Origin of the sequence: Ideonella lacteola, assembly GCF_038066555.1 — a bacterium.
GTDB classification, from domain to species: Bacteria; Pseudomonadota; Gammaproteobacteria; order Burkholderiales; family Burkholderiaceae_C; genus Ideonella; species Ideonella lacteola.
The window spans coordinates 43,687-59,567 of the sequence record NZ_JBBUTG010000008.1; the positions used below are offsets into that span (position 1 = coordinate 43,687).

General features: G+C 67.7%; 11 protein-coding genes. 7 read left to right on the forward strand and 4 right to left on the reverse strand.

Translation table 11 applies throughout. The features are described 5' to 3' along the window. Positions 1 to 62: 62 nt before the first annotated feature. Positions 63 to 1,055 carry a Bug family tripartite tricarboxylate transporter substrate binding protein gene (locus tag AACH06_RS14560; RefSeq protein WP_341426457.1) on the forward strand — a complete coding sequence of 331 codons (993 nt, stop codon included), beginning with the start codon at positions 63 to 65 and terminating at the stop codon, positions 1,053 to 1,055. Positions 1,056 to 1,149: 94 nt separating this feature from the next. Beyond that, entirely contained in the window at positions 1,150 to 2,037 is an 888-nt protein-coding gene (locus AACH06_RS14565; protein ID WP_341426458.1) for a potassium channel family protein, read from the forward strand. Here AACH06_RS14565 and AACH06_RS14570 read toward each other — a convergent pair. After that, positions 1,984 to 2,751, reverse strand: a complete 768-nt coding sequence (locus AACH06_RS14570; RefSeq protein ID WP_341426459.1) for a type III pantothenate kinase — start codon at positions 2,749 to 2,751, stop codon at positions 1,984 to 1,986. The genes AACH06_RS14565 and AACH06_RS14570 overlap by 54 nt on opposite strands. A 191-nt stretch (positions 2,752 to 2,942) precedes the next feature. On the opposite strand from AACH06_RS14570, the gene icmF reads away from it, so the two are divergent. The 3 genes from icmF to AACH06_RS14585 all read left to right on the forward strand — a co-directional run bounded on the left by icmF (position 2,943) and on the right by AACH06_RS14585 (position 9,559). Beyond that, on the forward strand, positions 2,943 to 6,233 hold the full coding sequence (icmF, locus tag AACH06_RS14575; RefSeq protein WP_341426460.1) for a fused isobutyryl-CoA mutase/GTPase IcmF: 3,291 nt from the start codon (positions 2,943 to 2,945) through the stop codon (positions 6,231 to 6,233). A 140-nt stretch (positions 6,234 to 6,373) separates the two neighbouring features. Next, complete coding sequence (locus AACH06_RS14580) at positions 6,374 to 8,272, forward strand: M48 family metallopeptidase (protein WP_341426461.1); 1,899 nt, start codon at positions 6,374 to 6,376, stop codon at positions 8,270 to 8,272. Positions 8,273 to 8,437: 165 nt separating this feature from the next. Further along, on the forward strand, positions 8,438 to 9,559 hold the full coding sequence (locus AACH06_RS14585) for a GGDEF domain-containing protein (protein ID WP_341426462.1): 1,122 nt from the start codon (positions 8,438 to 8,440) through the stop codon (positions 9,557 to 9,559). On the opposite strand, the gene AACH06_RS14590 is transcribed toward AACH06_RS14585, so the two are convergent. After that, the gene (locus AACH06_RS14590; protein WP_341426463.1) at positions 9,534 to 10,478 is read right to left on the reverse strand and encodes a sigma-70 family RNA polymerase sigma factor; all 945 of its coding nucleotides are present in this window, start codon (positions 10,476 to 10,478) and stop codon (positions 9,534 to 9,536) included. The two genes, AACH06_RS14585 and AACH06_RS14590, sit on opposite strands and share 26 nt — an antisense overlap. A gap of 190 nt (positions 10,479 to 10,668) precedes the next feature. Further along, the gene (locus tag AACH06_RS14595) at positions 10,669 to 11,184 is read right to left on the reverse strand and encodes an EF-hand domain-containing protein (protein WP_341426464.1); all 516 of its coding nucleotides are present in this window, start codon (positions 11,182 to 11,184) and stop codon (positions 10,669 to 10,671) included. 182 nt (positions 11,185 to 11,366) lie between these two features. Between AACH06_RS14595 and AACH06_RS14600 the strand changes: the two genes are divergently transcribed. Continuing rightward, positions 11,367 to 12,836: an AMP nucleosidase gene (locus tag AACH06_RS14600; RefSeq protein ID WP_341426465.1), complete on the forward strand. Its 1,470-nt coding sequence runs from the start codon at positions 11,367 to 11,369 to the stop codon at positions 12,834 to 12,836. A gap of 260 nt (positions 12,837 to 13,096) precedes the next feature. Continuing rightward, the gene (gene fusA, locus AACH06_RS14605) at positions 13,097 to 15,208 is read left to right on the forward strand and encodes an elongation factor G (RefSeq protein ID WP_341426466.1); all 2,112 of its coding nucleotides are present in this window, start codon (positions 13,097 to 13,099) and stop codon (positions 15,206 to 15,208) included. Between the two features lie 16 nt (positions 15,209 to 15,224). On the opposite strand, the gene AACH06_RS14610 is transcribed toward fusA, so the two are convergent. Further along, positions 15,225 to 15,833, reverse strand: coding sequence for an SRPBCC family protein (locus AACH06_RS14610; RefSeq protein ID WP_341426467.1), 609 nt, complete (start codon positions 15,831 to 15,833; stop codon positions 15,225 to 15,227). Positions 15,834 to 15,881 lie beyond the last annotated feature (48 nt).

Here is a 15,881-nt window from a genome sequence, read left to right on the forward strand (position 1 = left end):
GGCCGGCCTTGGCGCGATGATCTCGGCCTTTGCATAGGCCGGTATCGGCCGTGGAGGCTTGCATGGTTCGACGTCGCGATTGCCTGGCACTTGCTGCCGCGGCATGGGGGCCCTGGTCACTGACCACGGCGGCGCACGCGGCCAACGCCGCGAACAACGCTCGGTCTCCCGTCTTGCCTCAGTTGCGCATTTACGTGCCCGGAGGCACGGGTGGCGGCTGGGACCAGACCGGTCACGCGCTGGGCGACGCCGCGGTGGCAGCGGGCCTGGTGCAGAAGGTCGTCTACGAAAACAAGGGCGGCAAAGGCGGCACGATCGGTTTGGCCGACTTCGTCGAGCGCTACAGCAAGGACCCCACCGCCGTGCTGGTGGGCGGCATGGTGATGGTCGGAGCGATCGCGGCGTCGCAGCCCAAGGTGACCCTGGCACAGGTCACTCCGCTGGCGCGCCTGACCAACGACTATCTGGCGATCGTCGTGCCCGCCGGCTCGAAGCTGAACACCTTGAAGGCGCTGACCGCCGAGTTGCAGCGCGGCGTCAGCGGCGTGCCCTTCACCGGCGGCTCGCTCGGCGGAGTCGACCACATGCTGGCTGGCATGATGATCCGTCAGCTGCGGCTGGACACCGACCAGCTCCGCTATGAGCCGGCCACGGCCGCCAAGGAATCTCTGGCCTTGATCGAAGCAGGCAAGGCGCAGGTTCTGATCTCGGGCTACAGCGAGTTGAAGGCCGATATCGAAGCCAAGCGGCTGATCGCGCTGGGCGTGTCGTCGCGCCGGGCGCTGCACGGCATTCCGTCGCTCAGCGAGCAAGGGGTCCCGATCGAGCTGGCCAACTGGCGCGGCGTGTTCGCCCCAGCCGGGATCTCGGATGTACAGAAAGCCACCCTGCGTGATCTGGTGATCGCGGCCGCCGAATCCTCCGCCTGGCAGCAGACGCTGAACGCCAAGGAGTGGCTCGGCGCCTTGCTGACGGGCGACCAGTTCAAGCAGGCGCTCGAAGTGGATCAGAGCATCGCGGGCGTGGTCGCCCACATGCTGAAACTGAAGGGCTGATCGGCCCCTCGATGCCGCGCCAGCGCTCGGCGGCGATGCCAGCGTCCTGATATTCGTCAAGCGCGCCGACCCGCGCGCGCTCTACGCTGGCTTGATGAAATGGCAGGGCCTGGCACTCGACACCCGGGCGTTCACCCAAACGTCATGGCACTGGCTGCACGTGCCGCGCAGCGACACGCGCGCGGGACGGCGCGAACGACTGTGGCGATGGCCGGTATTGCTGGCCTTGCTGGTCACCATCCCGGCCTTCTACGCCGAGTTGCTGCTGGCCTCGCCACCACGGTGGGCGGCGTGGGCGTATGTGCTTGCATCGGCCACCGTCGCTCTGGCGCTGTACCAGGTGAGCCGGCTCACCGGGCACCCGGTGTCGCATCTGCAAAAGAACCCGCTCGACCTGCTGCTCATCGGCGGGATGGCAGCCGCCGCGGCCCTTCCCCCGAGCAGCGACTCGTCGTGGGCGCTGGGCTTCCGGCTCGTGCTGGCCTTCATGACGCTGTGGCGCATGATCTGGTCGCTTCGGCACCTGATCACCCGCGGCGGCCTGGGTCACCTGATGATCATCTCGGTGTTGGTGCTCGGCGCCTGCGGCGTCGGTTTCTGGTGGATCGAACCCACCACGCCGGACCTGGGCTCGGGCCTGTGGCTCGCCTTCACCACCGCCGCCACCGTGGGCTACGGTGACCTGGTGCCCACCACGCCGGCGGCGCGCATCTTCGCGGTGTTCGTGGTGCTGCTGGGCTACGGGGTGTTGACGCTGGTCACCGCCGCCATCGCCTCGCGTTGGGTGGAGTCCGGCGAACGCCGTATCGAGCAAGAGTTTCTGCACGACATGCGGCGCGAGATCGCCGCCCTGCGCCAGGAGCTGGCCGCCATACGGGCTCACCTGCCCGCAGGCACCGCATCGGCGGTCGTCAGCAGCCCGCCCGCGTCAGAGCGCGAGTCGGTGCGACTGGATCTGCAGCAAACCGTCGAAGATGAGTGAATCGACCAGCTCGTGAGGCAGGTCGATGTAGGGCGACACCTTCCAGCCGGCCCCGCCGGTGACCAGCACCACCGGCGTTTCGCCGCAGTGCTCGGCCAGGTGGCGGTGCATGCGCTCGATGGCGCCGGTGATCGCGTAGGTGCCGCCGCTGGTCAGGGCGTCCGAGGTGTTGGCCGGGAAGCGGCGCACCTCGCCGGTGGGCACGCGCAGGCCAGCCGTGCCACTTTCCAGCGCACGCAGCATGATGCCGTGGCCCGGCAGGATCAAGCCCCCCAGGAACTTGCCGTTCGCATCGATGGCATCGACCGTGACCGCGGTGCCGATCATCACCACCAGCACCGGCTTGGCCGGCCCTCGGGCCATCACGTGCCCGCGCGCGCCGATCTGCGCCACCCATCGGTCCGCGCCGAGGCGTGCCGGATGGTCATAGCCGTTGGAGACCCCCGCCTCATGGGGTGACGGCACCACCCAGCGCGGCGTCAGGTCCCAGAGTTCCAGTTGTTCTTCCACCCGTCGGCGCACGGCCTCGCCCGCCACCACGCAGCCCAGCATGCTGCGCGGGGGCGCCAGGTGCTTCCACTCCTTCTCCGCCAGCTCATCGATGGTTTCGAGGAAGGCCGCGCCGTGCGCCAGCACGGCCGCGCCGGGCTGCGGCGAGGCGTAGAGCGCCCACTTCAGCCGCGTGTTGCCGATGTCGATGGCCAGGAAAGTCATGGAGCGCGAGCGTAGCAGCCGGCGGCGTGGCCGGGCTGACGCCTGGGAAAACCCCGATCACAGCCGGATGGACGGTGTCAGACTGCCGACACCGGAACCCTGGCATCATGCAAAATTGACGTTTACGTAAACGTCAACCAGACGTCCGCCCCGACCACCCATCCGGCCCACCGCCGTCAACCAGTCTGACCATGACCGACCTGTCCGCCGAGTACAAAGCCCTGGCCGCCTACCGCCCGACGAACAAGGTGCGCTTCGTCACCGCCGCGAGCTTGTTCGACGGCCACGATGCCGCCATCAACATCATGCGGCGCATCCTGCAAGGTATGGGTGCCGAGGTGATCCACCTGGGCCACAACCGCTCGGTCGACGAGGTGGTCACCGCCGCCCTCCAGGAAGACGCCCAGGGGATCGCGGTGTCCAGCTACCAGGGCGGGCACAACGAATACTTCAGCTACATGGTCGAGCTGCTGCGGGCCCGGGGCGGCGCGCACATCCAGGTCTTCGGCGGCGGCGGCGGCGTGATCGTGCCCGCCGAGATCCGCGCCCTGGCCGAGCAAGGTGTGCGCATCTACAGCCCGGAAGACGGCCAGCGCATGGGCCTGCAAGGGATGATCGGCGAGATGATGATGCGCGCCGACGCCGACCTGTCGGTGCACGCACCCAAGGCGGTGGACGCCATCCAGGGCCACGCCGAATCGGCCTGGCGTTCGCTGGCGCAGCTGATCACCGCGCTCGAAAACGGCAAGGCCGAAGCGGATCTCGTGGCTTCAGTGCACGAAGCGGCCAAGGCCCACCCCGCCCCGGTGCTGGGCATCACCGGCACCGGCGGCGCCGGCAAGTCGAGCCTGACGGACGAACTGATCCGCCGCTTCCGGCTCGATCAGGACGATGCGCTGCGCATTGCGGTCATCTCCATCGATCCGTCGCGGCGCAAGAGTGGCGGCGCGCTGCTGGGCGACCGCATCCGCATGAACGCCATCAGCCCGTGGCAGCAGGGCCACCGCGTCTACATGCGCTCGCTGGCCACGCGCGACACCGGCAGCGAAGTCAGTGCCGCCCTGCCCGACGTGATCGCGGCGTGCCGCGCAGCGGGCTTTGACCTGGTGATCGTCGAAACCTCGGGGATCGGCCAGGGCGACGCGGCCATCGTGCCCATGGTCGACGTGCCGATGTACGTGATGACGCCGGAATTCGGCGCCGCCAGCCAGCTCGAGAAGATCGACATGCTGGATTTCGCCGAGTTCGTGGCGATCAACAAGTTCGACCGCAAGGGCGCCCTCGACGCCCTGCGCGATGTGGCCAAGCAGGTGCAACGCAATCGCGAGGCCTTCACCGTCTCACCCGAGCAGATGCCGGTCTTCGGCACCATGGCCAGCCGCTTCAATGACGACGGCGTCACCGCGCTCTACCAGGCGCTGCGCGCCCGCCTGGCCGATGCTGGCCTGAAGCTGGGCGACGGCCGGCTGCCGTTGGTGGCCACCCGGCACAGCACCCACCAGACGCCGATCGTGCCCCCCGCGCGTGCGCGCTACCTGGCCGAGATCAGCGACACCGTGCGCGGCTACAAGGCCCGCTCACGCACGCAGGCCCGCCTGGCGCGTGAGGTGCAGCAGTTGCGCTCGACCGCCCGCATGCTGGGTGAGGCCCGGCCCGAGCAGGCCGACGCGCAAAGCACCGTGCTCGCGCTGGCCGACCAACGCGAGATGCAGCTCGCAGGCGATGCGCGCCATCTGCTGGCCCAATGGCCCGACATGCAGAAGGCCTACGCCGGCGACGAATACGTGGTGAAGATCCGCGACAAGGAGATCCGGACCCGCCTGGTCCACACCACGCTGTCGGGCTCGAAGATCCGCAAGGTGGCGCTGCCGCAGTACGAAGACCACGGCGAGATCCTCAAGTGGCTGATGCTGGACAACGTGCCCGGCAGCTTCCCCTACACCTCGGGCGTGTTTGCGTTCAAGCGTGAGGGCGAAGACCCGACCCGCATGTTCGCTGGCGAGGGCGACGCGTTCCGCACCAACCGGCGTTTCAAGCTGGTGAGCGAAGGCATGCCGGCCAAGCGCCTGTCGACCGCATTCGATTCGGTCACGCTGTATGGCGCCGATCCGGCTCCGCGGCCCGACATCTACGGCAAGGTGGGCAACTCGGGCGTCTCGATCGCCACGCTCGATGACATGAAGGTGTTGTATTCGGGCTTCGACCTGTGCAACCCCAGCACCTCGGTGTCGATGACGATCAACGGCCCGGCGCCGACCATCCTCGCGATGTTCATGAACACCGCGATCGACCAGCAGCTCGACAAGTTCCGCGCCGACAACCAGCGTGAACCGACCGATACCGAAGCCGCGAAGATCCGCGAATGGGTGCTGGCCAACGTGCGCGGCACAGTGCAGGCCGACATCCTGAAAGAAGACCAGGGCCAGAACACCTGCATCTTCTCGACCGAGTTCTCGCTGAAGGTGATGGGCGACATCGCCGAGTACTTCGTGCACCACGACGTGCGCAACTTCTACTCGGTGTCGATCTCGGGCTATCACATCGCCGAAGCGGGCGCGAACCCGATCAGCCAGCTGGCCTTCACGCTGAGCAACGGCTTCACCTTCGTGGAAGCCTACCTGGCGCGCGGCATGCACATCGACGACTTCGCGCCGAACCTCAGCTTCTTCTTCAGCAACGGCATGGACCCGGAGTACACCGTGCTCGGCCGCGTGGCGCGCCGCATCTGGGCGGTGGCGATGCGTGACAAATACGGCGCCAACGAGCGCAGCCAGAAGCTGAAGTACCACATCCAGACATCCGGCCGCAGCCTGCATGCGCAGGAGATCGCGTTCAACGACATCCGCACCACGCTGCAAGCGTTGATCGCGATCTACGACAACTGCAACTCGCTGCACACCAACGCCTACGACGAGGCGATCACCACGCCGACCGAAGAATCGGTGCGACGCGCGATGGCGATCCAGCTGATCATCAACCGCGAGTGGGGCCTGGCGAAGAACGAGAACCCGAACCAGGGCGCCTTCATCATCGAAGAGCTGACCGAGCTGGTCGAGGAAGCCGTGCTGGCCGAGTTCGAGAAGATCGCCGAGCGCGGCGGCGTCCTCGGGGCGATGGAAACCGGCTACCAGCGCTCGAAGATCCAGGAAGAGTCGATGCACTACGAGATGCTGAAGCACACCGGCGAGTACCCGATCATCGGCGTCAACACCTTCCGCAATCCGCACGGCGATCCGGTTCCTGAGCACATCGAGCTGGCACGCTCCACCGAAGAGGAAAAGCAAAGTCAGCTCCAACGCCTGGCCGACTTCCACGCCGCGAACGTCGCCGACGCGCCCGCCATGCTGCAGCGCTTGAAGACCACAGTGATTGAGAACCGCAACGTCTTCGAGGTGCTGATGGATGCCGTGCGTGTGTGCTCACTTGGCCAGATCACCTCGGCGCTGTTCGAGGTGGGCGGGCAGTACCGGCGCAGCATGTGAGGCACCACCAGCCCGGCGGGCGGGCGGACCGATTCCACCTTTTGTGAGGGTTCGCCGGGCTTTCACGGTTCACGACGACGCAGCGAGCCACGACAATCTCGCCCCAAGACAGCGCCAGTGAAGGTGCGCGAGGGGGGATCATGGACGCAGAACGATTTGCCCAGATGGTGGGCCGGCTCGAGCGCGAGAGCACCGAGCATCCACGCAGTTACGCCCTGAAGGTGGCCGCCTTGGCGGTACTGGGCTTCTTCATACTGGCGATCGTGCTGGGGGCGGCGGGGCTGGGCCTGCTGCTGTTGGTCGGCATCGCGCTGGCCACCTTGCTGACGGGCGGCAAGGCCCTGCTGCTGCTGTTCAAGCTCGGCAAGCTGCTGGTCCTGCTCGCCATCCCGCTGTGGTACCTGGTCAAGAACTCGCTGAAGGCGATGTTCGTGCGACTGCCTCCGCCGCAAGGGTTGGAACTGACCCGGGCCCAGGCACCGGCGCTGTTCGCCGCGGTCGATCACATGCGGCAGCGACTCAAGGGCCCCAAGGTTCACCATGTGCTGCTGGTCGACGAGGTCAACGCCGCCGTGGTGCAGCGCCCGCTGTTCGGCCTGATCGGCTTTCCTCGCAATTACCTGCTGCTGGGCCTGCCACTGCTGGACAGCATGTCGCCAGATGAGGCCATGGCCGTGGTGGCGCATGAGTATGGGCACCTGGCCGGCTCTCACAGCCGCTTCGGCGCGTTCATCTACCGGCTGCGCCTGAGCTGGGGCACGATCCAGCACCACGCCGAGCAGTGGCAAGGTTTCGCCGGCAAAGGGCTGAACAAGCTCATCGGCTGGTATGCACCGTACTTCAACGCCTACACCTTCGTGCTGGCCCGGGCCAACGAATACCAGGCGGATCGCGCCTCGGTCGATCTGGTCGGCGCCCAGGCAGCGGCGGATGCCCTCAAGCGGGTGAATGTGGCCGCCCCCCGCTACGACCGATTCCTCAACCAGACGCTCGAACAGATCCGTGATGTGCCGCAGCCACCGCGCAACCTCGCGGAGCGTTGGGCCCACGAGGCCAGCGGCGAGCCGGCGCCAGAGCAGGTGCAACGCTGGCTCGGCCAAGCGCTGGCCCGAGAAACCAACCTGGCCGACACCCACCCCGCCCTCGCGGCACGGCTGGCGGCACTGCCAGGGCAGTCGACTGCGATGGACCAGCCCCCACGCCCGCGCCAAGGGCCATCGGCCGCGCAAGCCTGGCTCGGGGCTCAACTGCCCGCGCTGCACCAGCACTTCCAGGCGGCCTGGGCAGACCGAGTGACGGAACCTTGGCGGCAGCGCCACGAAGAGGTCCAGAACCAGCGCGGCCGGCTGTCGGCACTTCGGGCTCTGCCCGAGCGCAGCGGCAGCGAAGAATTCGAGATGCTGCGGCTGCAGTCGCACCTGGAGCCCGACACCGACTGGCGCGACACCCTCGCCGCCTTCAATGCCAGCCACCCGGACCACCCCGGCGGGCTGTACCTGGAGGGCGTCCTGAGGCTCGAGAAGGACGATGAGTCCGGCCTGCCCCTGCTGGAACGGGCGATGGCGCTCGACGCCGACGCCATCAAGCCGGCCTGCGAGCGGGCTTTCAGCTTCTGGCAGCAGCGAGGCGACAAGACCCGCGCCGAGGCCTACGGCGACCGCTGGCGCCAGCGCGATGCCTTTGAACACCAGCGCCAGGCCGAAATCGCACGGCTGAACACGCAGCATCCCGTGCGACCGCACGGCCTGGATCCGCAAGTGCTGGCCCAGGTCCGGCAGGTGCTGGACGGTGTCAATCGCGACGGCATCGCCGCCGCCTACCTGGTGCGGCGCGAACTCCCCTCGGATCCTTCCGTCGACACCTACGTGCTGGGCGTGGAGCTGACCTGGTGGGCCAAACGCCGCAGCCGCCAAGCAAACATCGTGAACCGGCTCGCCCACCAGGAGTGGCCGCTGCACCTGATGATCTGCACGCTCGACGGTGACCTCAGCAGCTACGGCAAGACCCTCAAGCGGATCGACGGCGCCCAGTTGCTCTGACCCAGACGTGGCGACTTGGCCGCCCCCTACGCCGAAAAAGCCCGGTCTGGCCCCCATTTGCGGGGCATCCCGAACAGCGCTCGGCCCCAGCCCCCGCACAGAATCCGTCAACGCCATGGCTGAGGCCCGCCGGCACCGGCGGGCCGGGCCCTGAAGGCGCGGAAGATGCCCCAGACGCACACCACGAGAACCCAGGTCGAGCGTGAAAACCGGATGCTGCTGGCGCTGCAGGTGGCCGGTTGCACCGCCATCGCCATCATCTGGTCGATGGAGTGGTGGAACGGCGACCTCTCCCCTTGGGACCGCTGGGCCTATCCCGCGCTGATGGTGATCCAGGGTGGCTGCGCGGCGCTGCTGACCTGGTGGCCGCACCGTGCCGAGTGGGCGCGGGTGATGGCGGTGCTGGCACTGAAGGGCTATCTCGTGATTGCCCTGAACCAGGCCTTGTTCGCCTCGCCATTCCAGCCCTACCAGTTGGTCACCACCTTGTTCTGGCTGCCGCTCGGCTATGGCACGGCATTCGTGTTCCTGAACCTGCGGGCTGCCCTGCTGTCTTCAGCGGCGCTGTACCTGGCGACCTACGGCACCGTGCTTTGGAACCTCACCTGGGGCGAACCACCCCCCTGGCCCGACTACGTGCGGCCGATGATGAGCAACCTGGCCATCGCGCAGATCGTCTATGTGATCGTGCTGCTGGCGATCTCCCAGCTCAAGGCCAGCTACACCCGCAGCCAGGCGACCGTCGAAGTGATGCGGCAGATGGCCGCTACCGACCCGCTGACCGGGCTGCTGAACCGCCGCGCGATGGCCGATCACCTCGCCGCCAACCACGCCCTGGTGCTGCGCGGCACGCAGCCCATGTCGGTGATCCTCCTCGATGCCGACCATTTCAAGCACATCAACGATCGCCGCGGCCACGCCACCGGAGATCGGGTGCTGATGAAGCTGTCGTCACTGCTGCGGTCGCAGCTTCGCACCTCCGACCGGCTCGCCCGCTGGGGCGGCGAAGAGTTCCTGGTGATGGTGCCCGCCACCGGCCTGGAGGCGAGCTGCGAGTTGGCCGAACGGATCCGGCGCGCGGTGGCCACGGCCGACTGGGAGCCGGGCCTGGGGGTGACGATCAGCCTGGGCGTGGCCGAATGCCGCAGCCATGACACCGTCGACAGCCTGATGGCCCGGGTCGACCGTGCGCTGTATGCCGCCAAGTCGGCGGGGCGCGATCGGGTTTGCGCCGAGGAGAGCGACGAGCCAGCCGAGGCCCTCAGCCCCAGCGCGTCGTCGGGGTGATCTCGATGAAGTCGTCGTCCTCGCCCGTGCCGCTGGGCGGTGTCTTTCGGCCGCGCTGGGTGAGCACTTGCTCCATCATCTCGTCCCAGGCGTCCTTCGGAGACCGGTGCAGCTCTTCCTCGCGCTGACGCATCAGCTTGGCAAACTCTTCCGACGACTTGTCGGGGTAACGGTCGGTGGCGCGGCTCGGCACATTGCCGAAATGCACCGCCACCCGGCGAACCACCGAGTGATAGATCTGCGACACCCGTGACGGGGTGACTTTGAGCGACTTGGCCACCTCGAGCGGGGTCAGCCCAATCCCCAGGTAAGCGTCGATCACCATCCGCTCTCGTTCGGGCAGCTCGGCGAAGAAACTCTCGAGCCGGCGCATCACGATGCCGGTGTCGACGCGCGCTTCCACCTCTTCTTGCGGGGTGGCCGGGTGGAAACGGTGGCCATGGTCGCCGCCGTCCTCGTTCTCGTCGGCATCCAGGTTGACCTGGTGGCGCCCCATCTGATCGGCCTGCATCAAAGAGCCAATCTCATCGGCGGGGATGCCGGTCGCCGCCGACAGCTGCGAATAATTGGGCTCAGCCCCGTGCTGCTGGCGATGGCGCTCGCGCGCGATCTGGATGACCTTGATCTTGCGGCGTTCGCCGCGGCTGAGGTAGTCCATCTGGCGCAGCTCGTCGAGCATCGCGCCCTTCACCCGCATGCGCGCATAGCGGACGAAGGCCTCCTGGGCCTCGGGGCTGTCTCGATCGCCTTCCCACTCGAAGCTGACGGCCGCCTGGGCCACCGCGATCAGGCCCACCTGGATCAGGTCGGCGCGCTCGACGTTGGCGGGCAGATGGCGCACCAACGCCTGCGCCTGCTTGCGAACCCAGGATTGGTTCTTGGCGATCAGGACCGACGGGACACCCTGCATCGAGATCATGGTGACTGCATCATAGGCCTGCAATCGGCCCTCCCAGCCCCATAAAAGTGGGGGGAAATGCGGCCAATGCCCGGCCTCGGGTCTCGGCAAGCAGCGAGCGAGGCCGCGACGGGCCCCGCGCAGGGGGCAGGCGTGCCGGATGGGGCCGCCAGCCCACCCGGCCGTCAACCCCCGTCAGCCCGGCTTCACATCACTTGCCTCGGGTGGCCTTGGCTTCCTCGGCGGTCACCCGACCATCGCGGTCGGCGTCGGCCGCCTCGAAGCGACGGGCCAACTTCGGATTCGCCGCCACCTCGTCGCGGGTGATCACGCCGTCGCCGTTGCTGTCCATCTTCTCGAACGCCCCGCCGGCTTTGCTGTTCATGCGATGGCCCTTCGCATGGGTCTTGATTTCGGCGGGCGTGACCTTGCCATCGTGGTCCGCATCGATCTCCTCGAAGCGGGCGGCCAACTGCGGCGCTGCGGCAGCCTCTTCGCGGCTCACGACGCCATCGTGGTTGGTGTCCAGCTCGGCAAACTTGTCGCGCGGCATCCGTTGCGGCTTCTCGCCGGCCGCCGGTGCCGCAGCAGGCGCAGGCGCTGCCGCCGGTGCCGGCGTGGTGGTGGGGGCGGCGGGCGCGGGCTCGGCGGGCGCCTGGGCACGAGCGGCCAGCGGCGAGATCAGGGTCAAAGCGGTGGCCAGGCAGGCCCAGGTGTGTCGGTTCAAGGTGTGCTCCTGAGAAAGGCGATGCGGCGGCAACGCGCCGCCCTCAGTCTTGACAACGCAAGGATGCGACAGGCGGCGACAAGCCCCGCCGGGCTTTACGCGAATTTACCCTTGAGCACCAGTCCATTTCGGCCCCAACCGCCGCTCTCTGGAAACGCCCGCCGGTGACGGCAGAATGGAGCATGACCGAAGCCCCATTCACTCCCCGCCAGACCTTCGACGACCCCGACGCAGCCTTGGCCCAGGTGGCCTCGCTGTACCAGAGCCAGGTGCAACACCTGCGCCACCACCTGCAGGCCTATGTGGCCGGGCACGAGCCCAATGGCCGCGTCCGCGCCTGGTACCCCAGCGTACGGGTGCAAACCGATACGGTGGCCCGAGCCGACACCCGATTGAGCTTCGGCTTCGTCGCCGGTCCCGGCACCTACGAAACCACCCTGACCCGCCCGGAGCTCTTCGCCGACTACTACCGCGAGCAGTTCCGGCTGCTGCTGCGCAACCACGGCGTCTCGCTGGACATTGGGCTGGGCACCCAGCCCATCCCGGTGCACTTCTCGCTCGCCGAGGCCGATCACCTCGAAGGGACGATCACGCCCGAGCGCCGCATGCGCCTGCGCGATCTGTTCGACCTGCCCGACCTGGCGGCCATGGACGATGGCATCGCCAACGGCCTCTACGAGCCCGCCCCCCGCGAGCCACACCCGCTGGCGCTGTTCACCGCACCGCGGGTGGACTACTCGCTTCACCGCATGCGGCACTACACCGGCACCGGGCCCGAGCATTTCCAGAACTTCGTGCTGTTCACGAACTACCAGTTCTACATCGACGAGTTCATCCGCCTGGGCCACCTGTGGATGGGCGACCCGAACAGCGAGTACCTGGCTTTCGTCGAGCCGGGCAACGTGGTCACGCCACGGGTCGGCCTGCCCCAAGCCGCCACGGGGCACGCGCCGCCGCGGCTGCCGCAGATGCCGGCCTACCACCTCGTGCGTGAAGGGCACGGTGGCATCACCATGGTGAACATCGGCGTCGGCCCCGCGAACGCCAAGAACATCACCGACCACATCGCCGTGTTGCGGCCGCACGCGTGGATCATGCTGGGCCACTGCGCCGGCCTGCGCAACACCCAGCAGTTGGGCGACTACGTGCTCGCCCACGGCTACGTTCGCGAAGACCACGTGCTCGACGAGGAGCTGCCGCTGTGGGTGCCCATCCCGCCGCTGGCCGAGGTTCAGTTGGCGCTGGAGCACGCGGTGGCGGAGGTCACCCAGCTGTCAGGCTACGAGCTGAAGAAGATCATGCGCACCGGCACCGTGGCCACCACCGACAACCGCAACTGGGAGCTGTTGCCGCACCCGGGCCCCGAGCGCCGCTTCAGCCAGAGCCGGGCGATTGCTCTGGACATGGAGTCGGCGACGATCGCCGCCAATGGCTTCCGCTTCCGGGTCCCCTACGGCACCTTGCTGTGCGTCAGTGACAAGCCGCTGCACGGCGAGATCAAACTGCCGGGCATGGCGAACCACTTCTACCGCGAGCGGGTCGACCAGCACCTGCGCATCGGCGTGCGCGCACTTGAGCTTCTACGCGAATCGAGCGTGGGCCAGTTGCACAGCCGCAAGCTGCGCGGGTTCGCCGAGGTGGCATTCCAGTAGCCGCCTCTCCCGTTCAGCCACCCCGACGCCCGGCCCGCCCGGGCGTTTTGCTTTCTCGCAAGGGTTGGTGTTCGGTCGCTTGCGCCCGGCACCGGGCAGGCGTAGGCTGGGTTCACTGGACGGCCCGCCTGATTGCGGCGTTTCGTGCCGCATTGGGTGACTGACGGCCCCAGGCGGCTGCATGCCAGCAGCCTCCGCCTTCGCGAGGGGGGTGAGTCGCCTCGGGAGCGGCCCGTTGTCGACTCACGAGGAGAGCCACCATGTCAAGCCCAGAACTTCCGGCGGCCGGGGCCTCGGCCGCCGGTAGCCTTGCCGGCTCAGGCGCCACCGTCCATCCCGCCATCGCCGGCATCCGGACGCTGGCGCTGGTCGGCCCCGCCGCCTCTGGCAAAACCTCGCTGGCCGAGGCACTGCTGGCCAAGGCCGGAATGATCGGCGCCCCCGGCAGCCTGGAACGCGGCACCACCGTCAGTGACCACGACCCGTTGGAGCGACGGCTGCAGCACTCGTTGAACTCCTCGGTGATGCACCTGTCTCACGCCGACACCCGCATCCACCTGATCGACACCCCGGGGGCACCCGACTTCATCGGCCAATCGCTGCCGGCACTGGAAGCGGTGGAGACGGCCGCCATCGTCATCAATGCGGCCGCAGGCATCGAGCCCATGGCGGTGCGCATGATGCAGCACGCGGCCGCGCGGCACCTGGACCGCATGATCATCGTCAACAAGATCGACGCCCCAGGGGTGGATTTGCAGGGCGTTCTCGAGCAGATCCAAGCCACCTTCGGCAAAGAGTGCCTGCCGCTGAACCTGCCCTCGGCCGGCGCCGCGCAGGTGGTGGATTGCTTCTACAACCGCGACGGCTCGGCCGACTTCTCATCGGTCGAGGCCGCGCACCGTGCGCTGGTGGAACAGGTCGTCGAGGTCGACGCCGAATTCGTCGAGCGCTACCTCAACGACGGCGATGTCGAGGTGAGCGAGTTGCACGCCCCGCTCGAAGAGGCGCTGCGACAAGGGCACCTGATCCCGGTATGTTTCGTCTCCGCGCGCTCAGGCGCCGGCGTGCGCGAGCTGCTCGACGTCATCGCGCGCCTGCTGCCGAATCCCGCCGAAGGCAATCCGCCGGACTTCCTCCGCGGCGAGGGCGCCGAGGCGGTGCCCATGCAGGCGGTGCCCGATCCGTCGATGCACGTGCTGGCCCAGGTCTTCAAGGTCACTGTCGACCCCTACGTCGGCAAGATGGGCGTGTTTCGCATCCACCAAGGCACGGTGACCCCCAACAGCCTGCTGTACGTGGGCGATGGCCGCAAACCCTTCAAGGTGGGCCACCTGTTCATGCTGCAGGGCAAGGATCACGTCGAGGTGCAGAAGGCACTGCCTGGCGACATCTGCGCCGTGGCCAAGGTGGATGCGCTGCACTTCGATGCGGTGCTGCACGATGCGGCCGAAGACGACCACATCCACCTGGCTCCGCTGCAGTTCCCGGTGCCCGTGCACGGGCTGGCGATCGAGCCCAAGCGGCACGGCGATGAACAGCGCATGTGGGAGATCCTGCAAAAGCTCGTCGACGAAGACCCGTGCCTGAAGGTCGAGCACGTCGCCGCCACCAACGAGACCATCGTCAACGGCCTGGGCGATCTGCACCTTCGCATCCTGCTCGATCGGCTGCGCGACGTGTACAAGTTCGAGGTCAGCACCCGCCCGCCGCGCGTGGCCTACCGCGAAACCATCACCGGCAAGGCCGAGGGCCACCATCGGCACAAGAAGCAGACGGGCGGAGCCGGGCAATTCGGCGAGGTATTCCTGCGCGTCGAGCCCTTGCCGCGCGGCGCGGGCTTCCAGTTCGTCGACGAGGTCAAGGGCGGCACCATTCCCACCACGTTCATCCCCGCCGTCGAAAAGGGCGTGCGCGAGGCCCTGGCGGCGGGCGTGATCGCCGGCTACTCGGTGGTGGACATCAAGGTGACCGTGCACGATGGCAAGAGCCACAGCGTCGACAGCAAGGAAATCGCCTTTGTCACCGCTGGCCGCAAGGCGGTGATCAATGCCATTCTCGAGGCCCGCCCGATCGTGCTGGAGCCGATCGTCCACGTGGAGATCACCGCACCCGAAGTGTCGACGGGCGACATCACCGGCGACCTGTCGTCACGCAGGGCCCAAGTGGCCGGCACCGACGCGCAGATGGCCGGCTTGATGCTGATTCGCGCGCAGGCGCCGTTGGCAGAGTTGACCGGCTACCAGAACCGGCTCAACGCCCTCACCAGTGGCCAGGGCCGGTACACGCTGCAGCTGTCGCACTACGAGGCGGTGCCACCCCATGTGCAATCGCAGCTGACCAGCCAGCACAAGGTGGCCGTGACCGACGACTGAGGTCGACCCCACCCCGTCAGGGGCGGGGTGCGCTGGCGGCTGCTTCGGCAGCCGCCTTGTCTTTCATCGCCTTGAGTTGCGCCAGCCACGGTGCCCAGTCCATCGGCCCGGCCTCGAAGCGCTTGCGCAGGTTGTCGAGCACCCGCGGCCACACCTTGTCGAAGTAGGTGTAGGCCTGGTCCCACTGCCCGCCATCACCCCAGCCCGTGTGGTACAGCCGAACGCGGGTCTGCTTCTCGCCAACCGGCTCGAAGCGCACGACCACGAATGTGCGCTGCGCACGCGCCTCGGGCAGGCTGGGCGGTGCGTTCCAGTCGAACGAGATCATCTTCTTCGGCTGGATCGCCATGTAGCGCATGTCGTCTGCGCCCTTCTCGCCGGCCGGCGCGGAGGGATCCATGTGGATGTGGAACGCGCCCCCGACGCGGGGCTCGATCTCGGCGCCCGGCGAAAAGAAGCTGGTGATGCCTTCGCGGGTCGTCCAGGCGGCCCAGGCCTCATCCAGCGAGGCCGCCACCACCACTTCACGCTCGATGGCGCGCTCGGCCGCGTTCGCCGCTGGCCAGGCGCACAAGGCAGACAGACACCAAACGGCGGGGTGTGAGGCGAGAGATCGTGGGCTCATGGCAGGCGGCAGCGGGTTGAGGGCGCTGCATGACGACGTCAGGCCTTT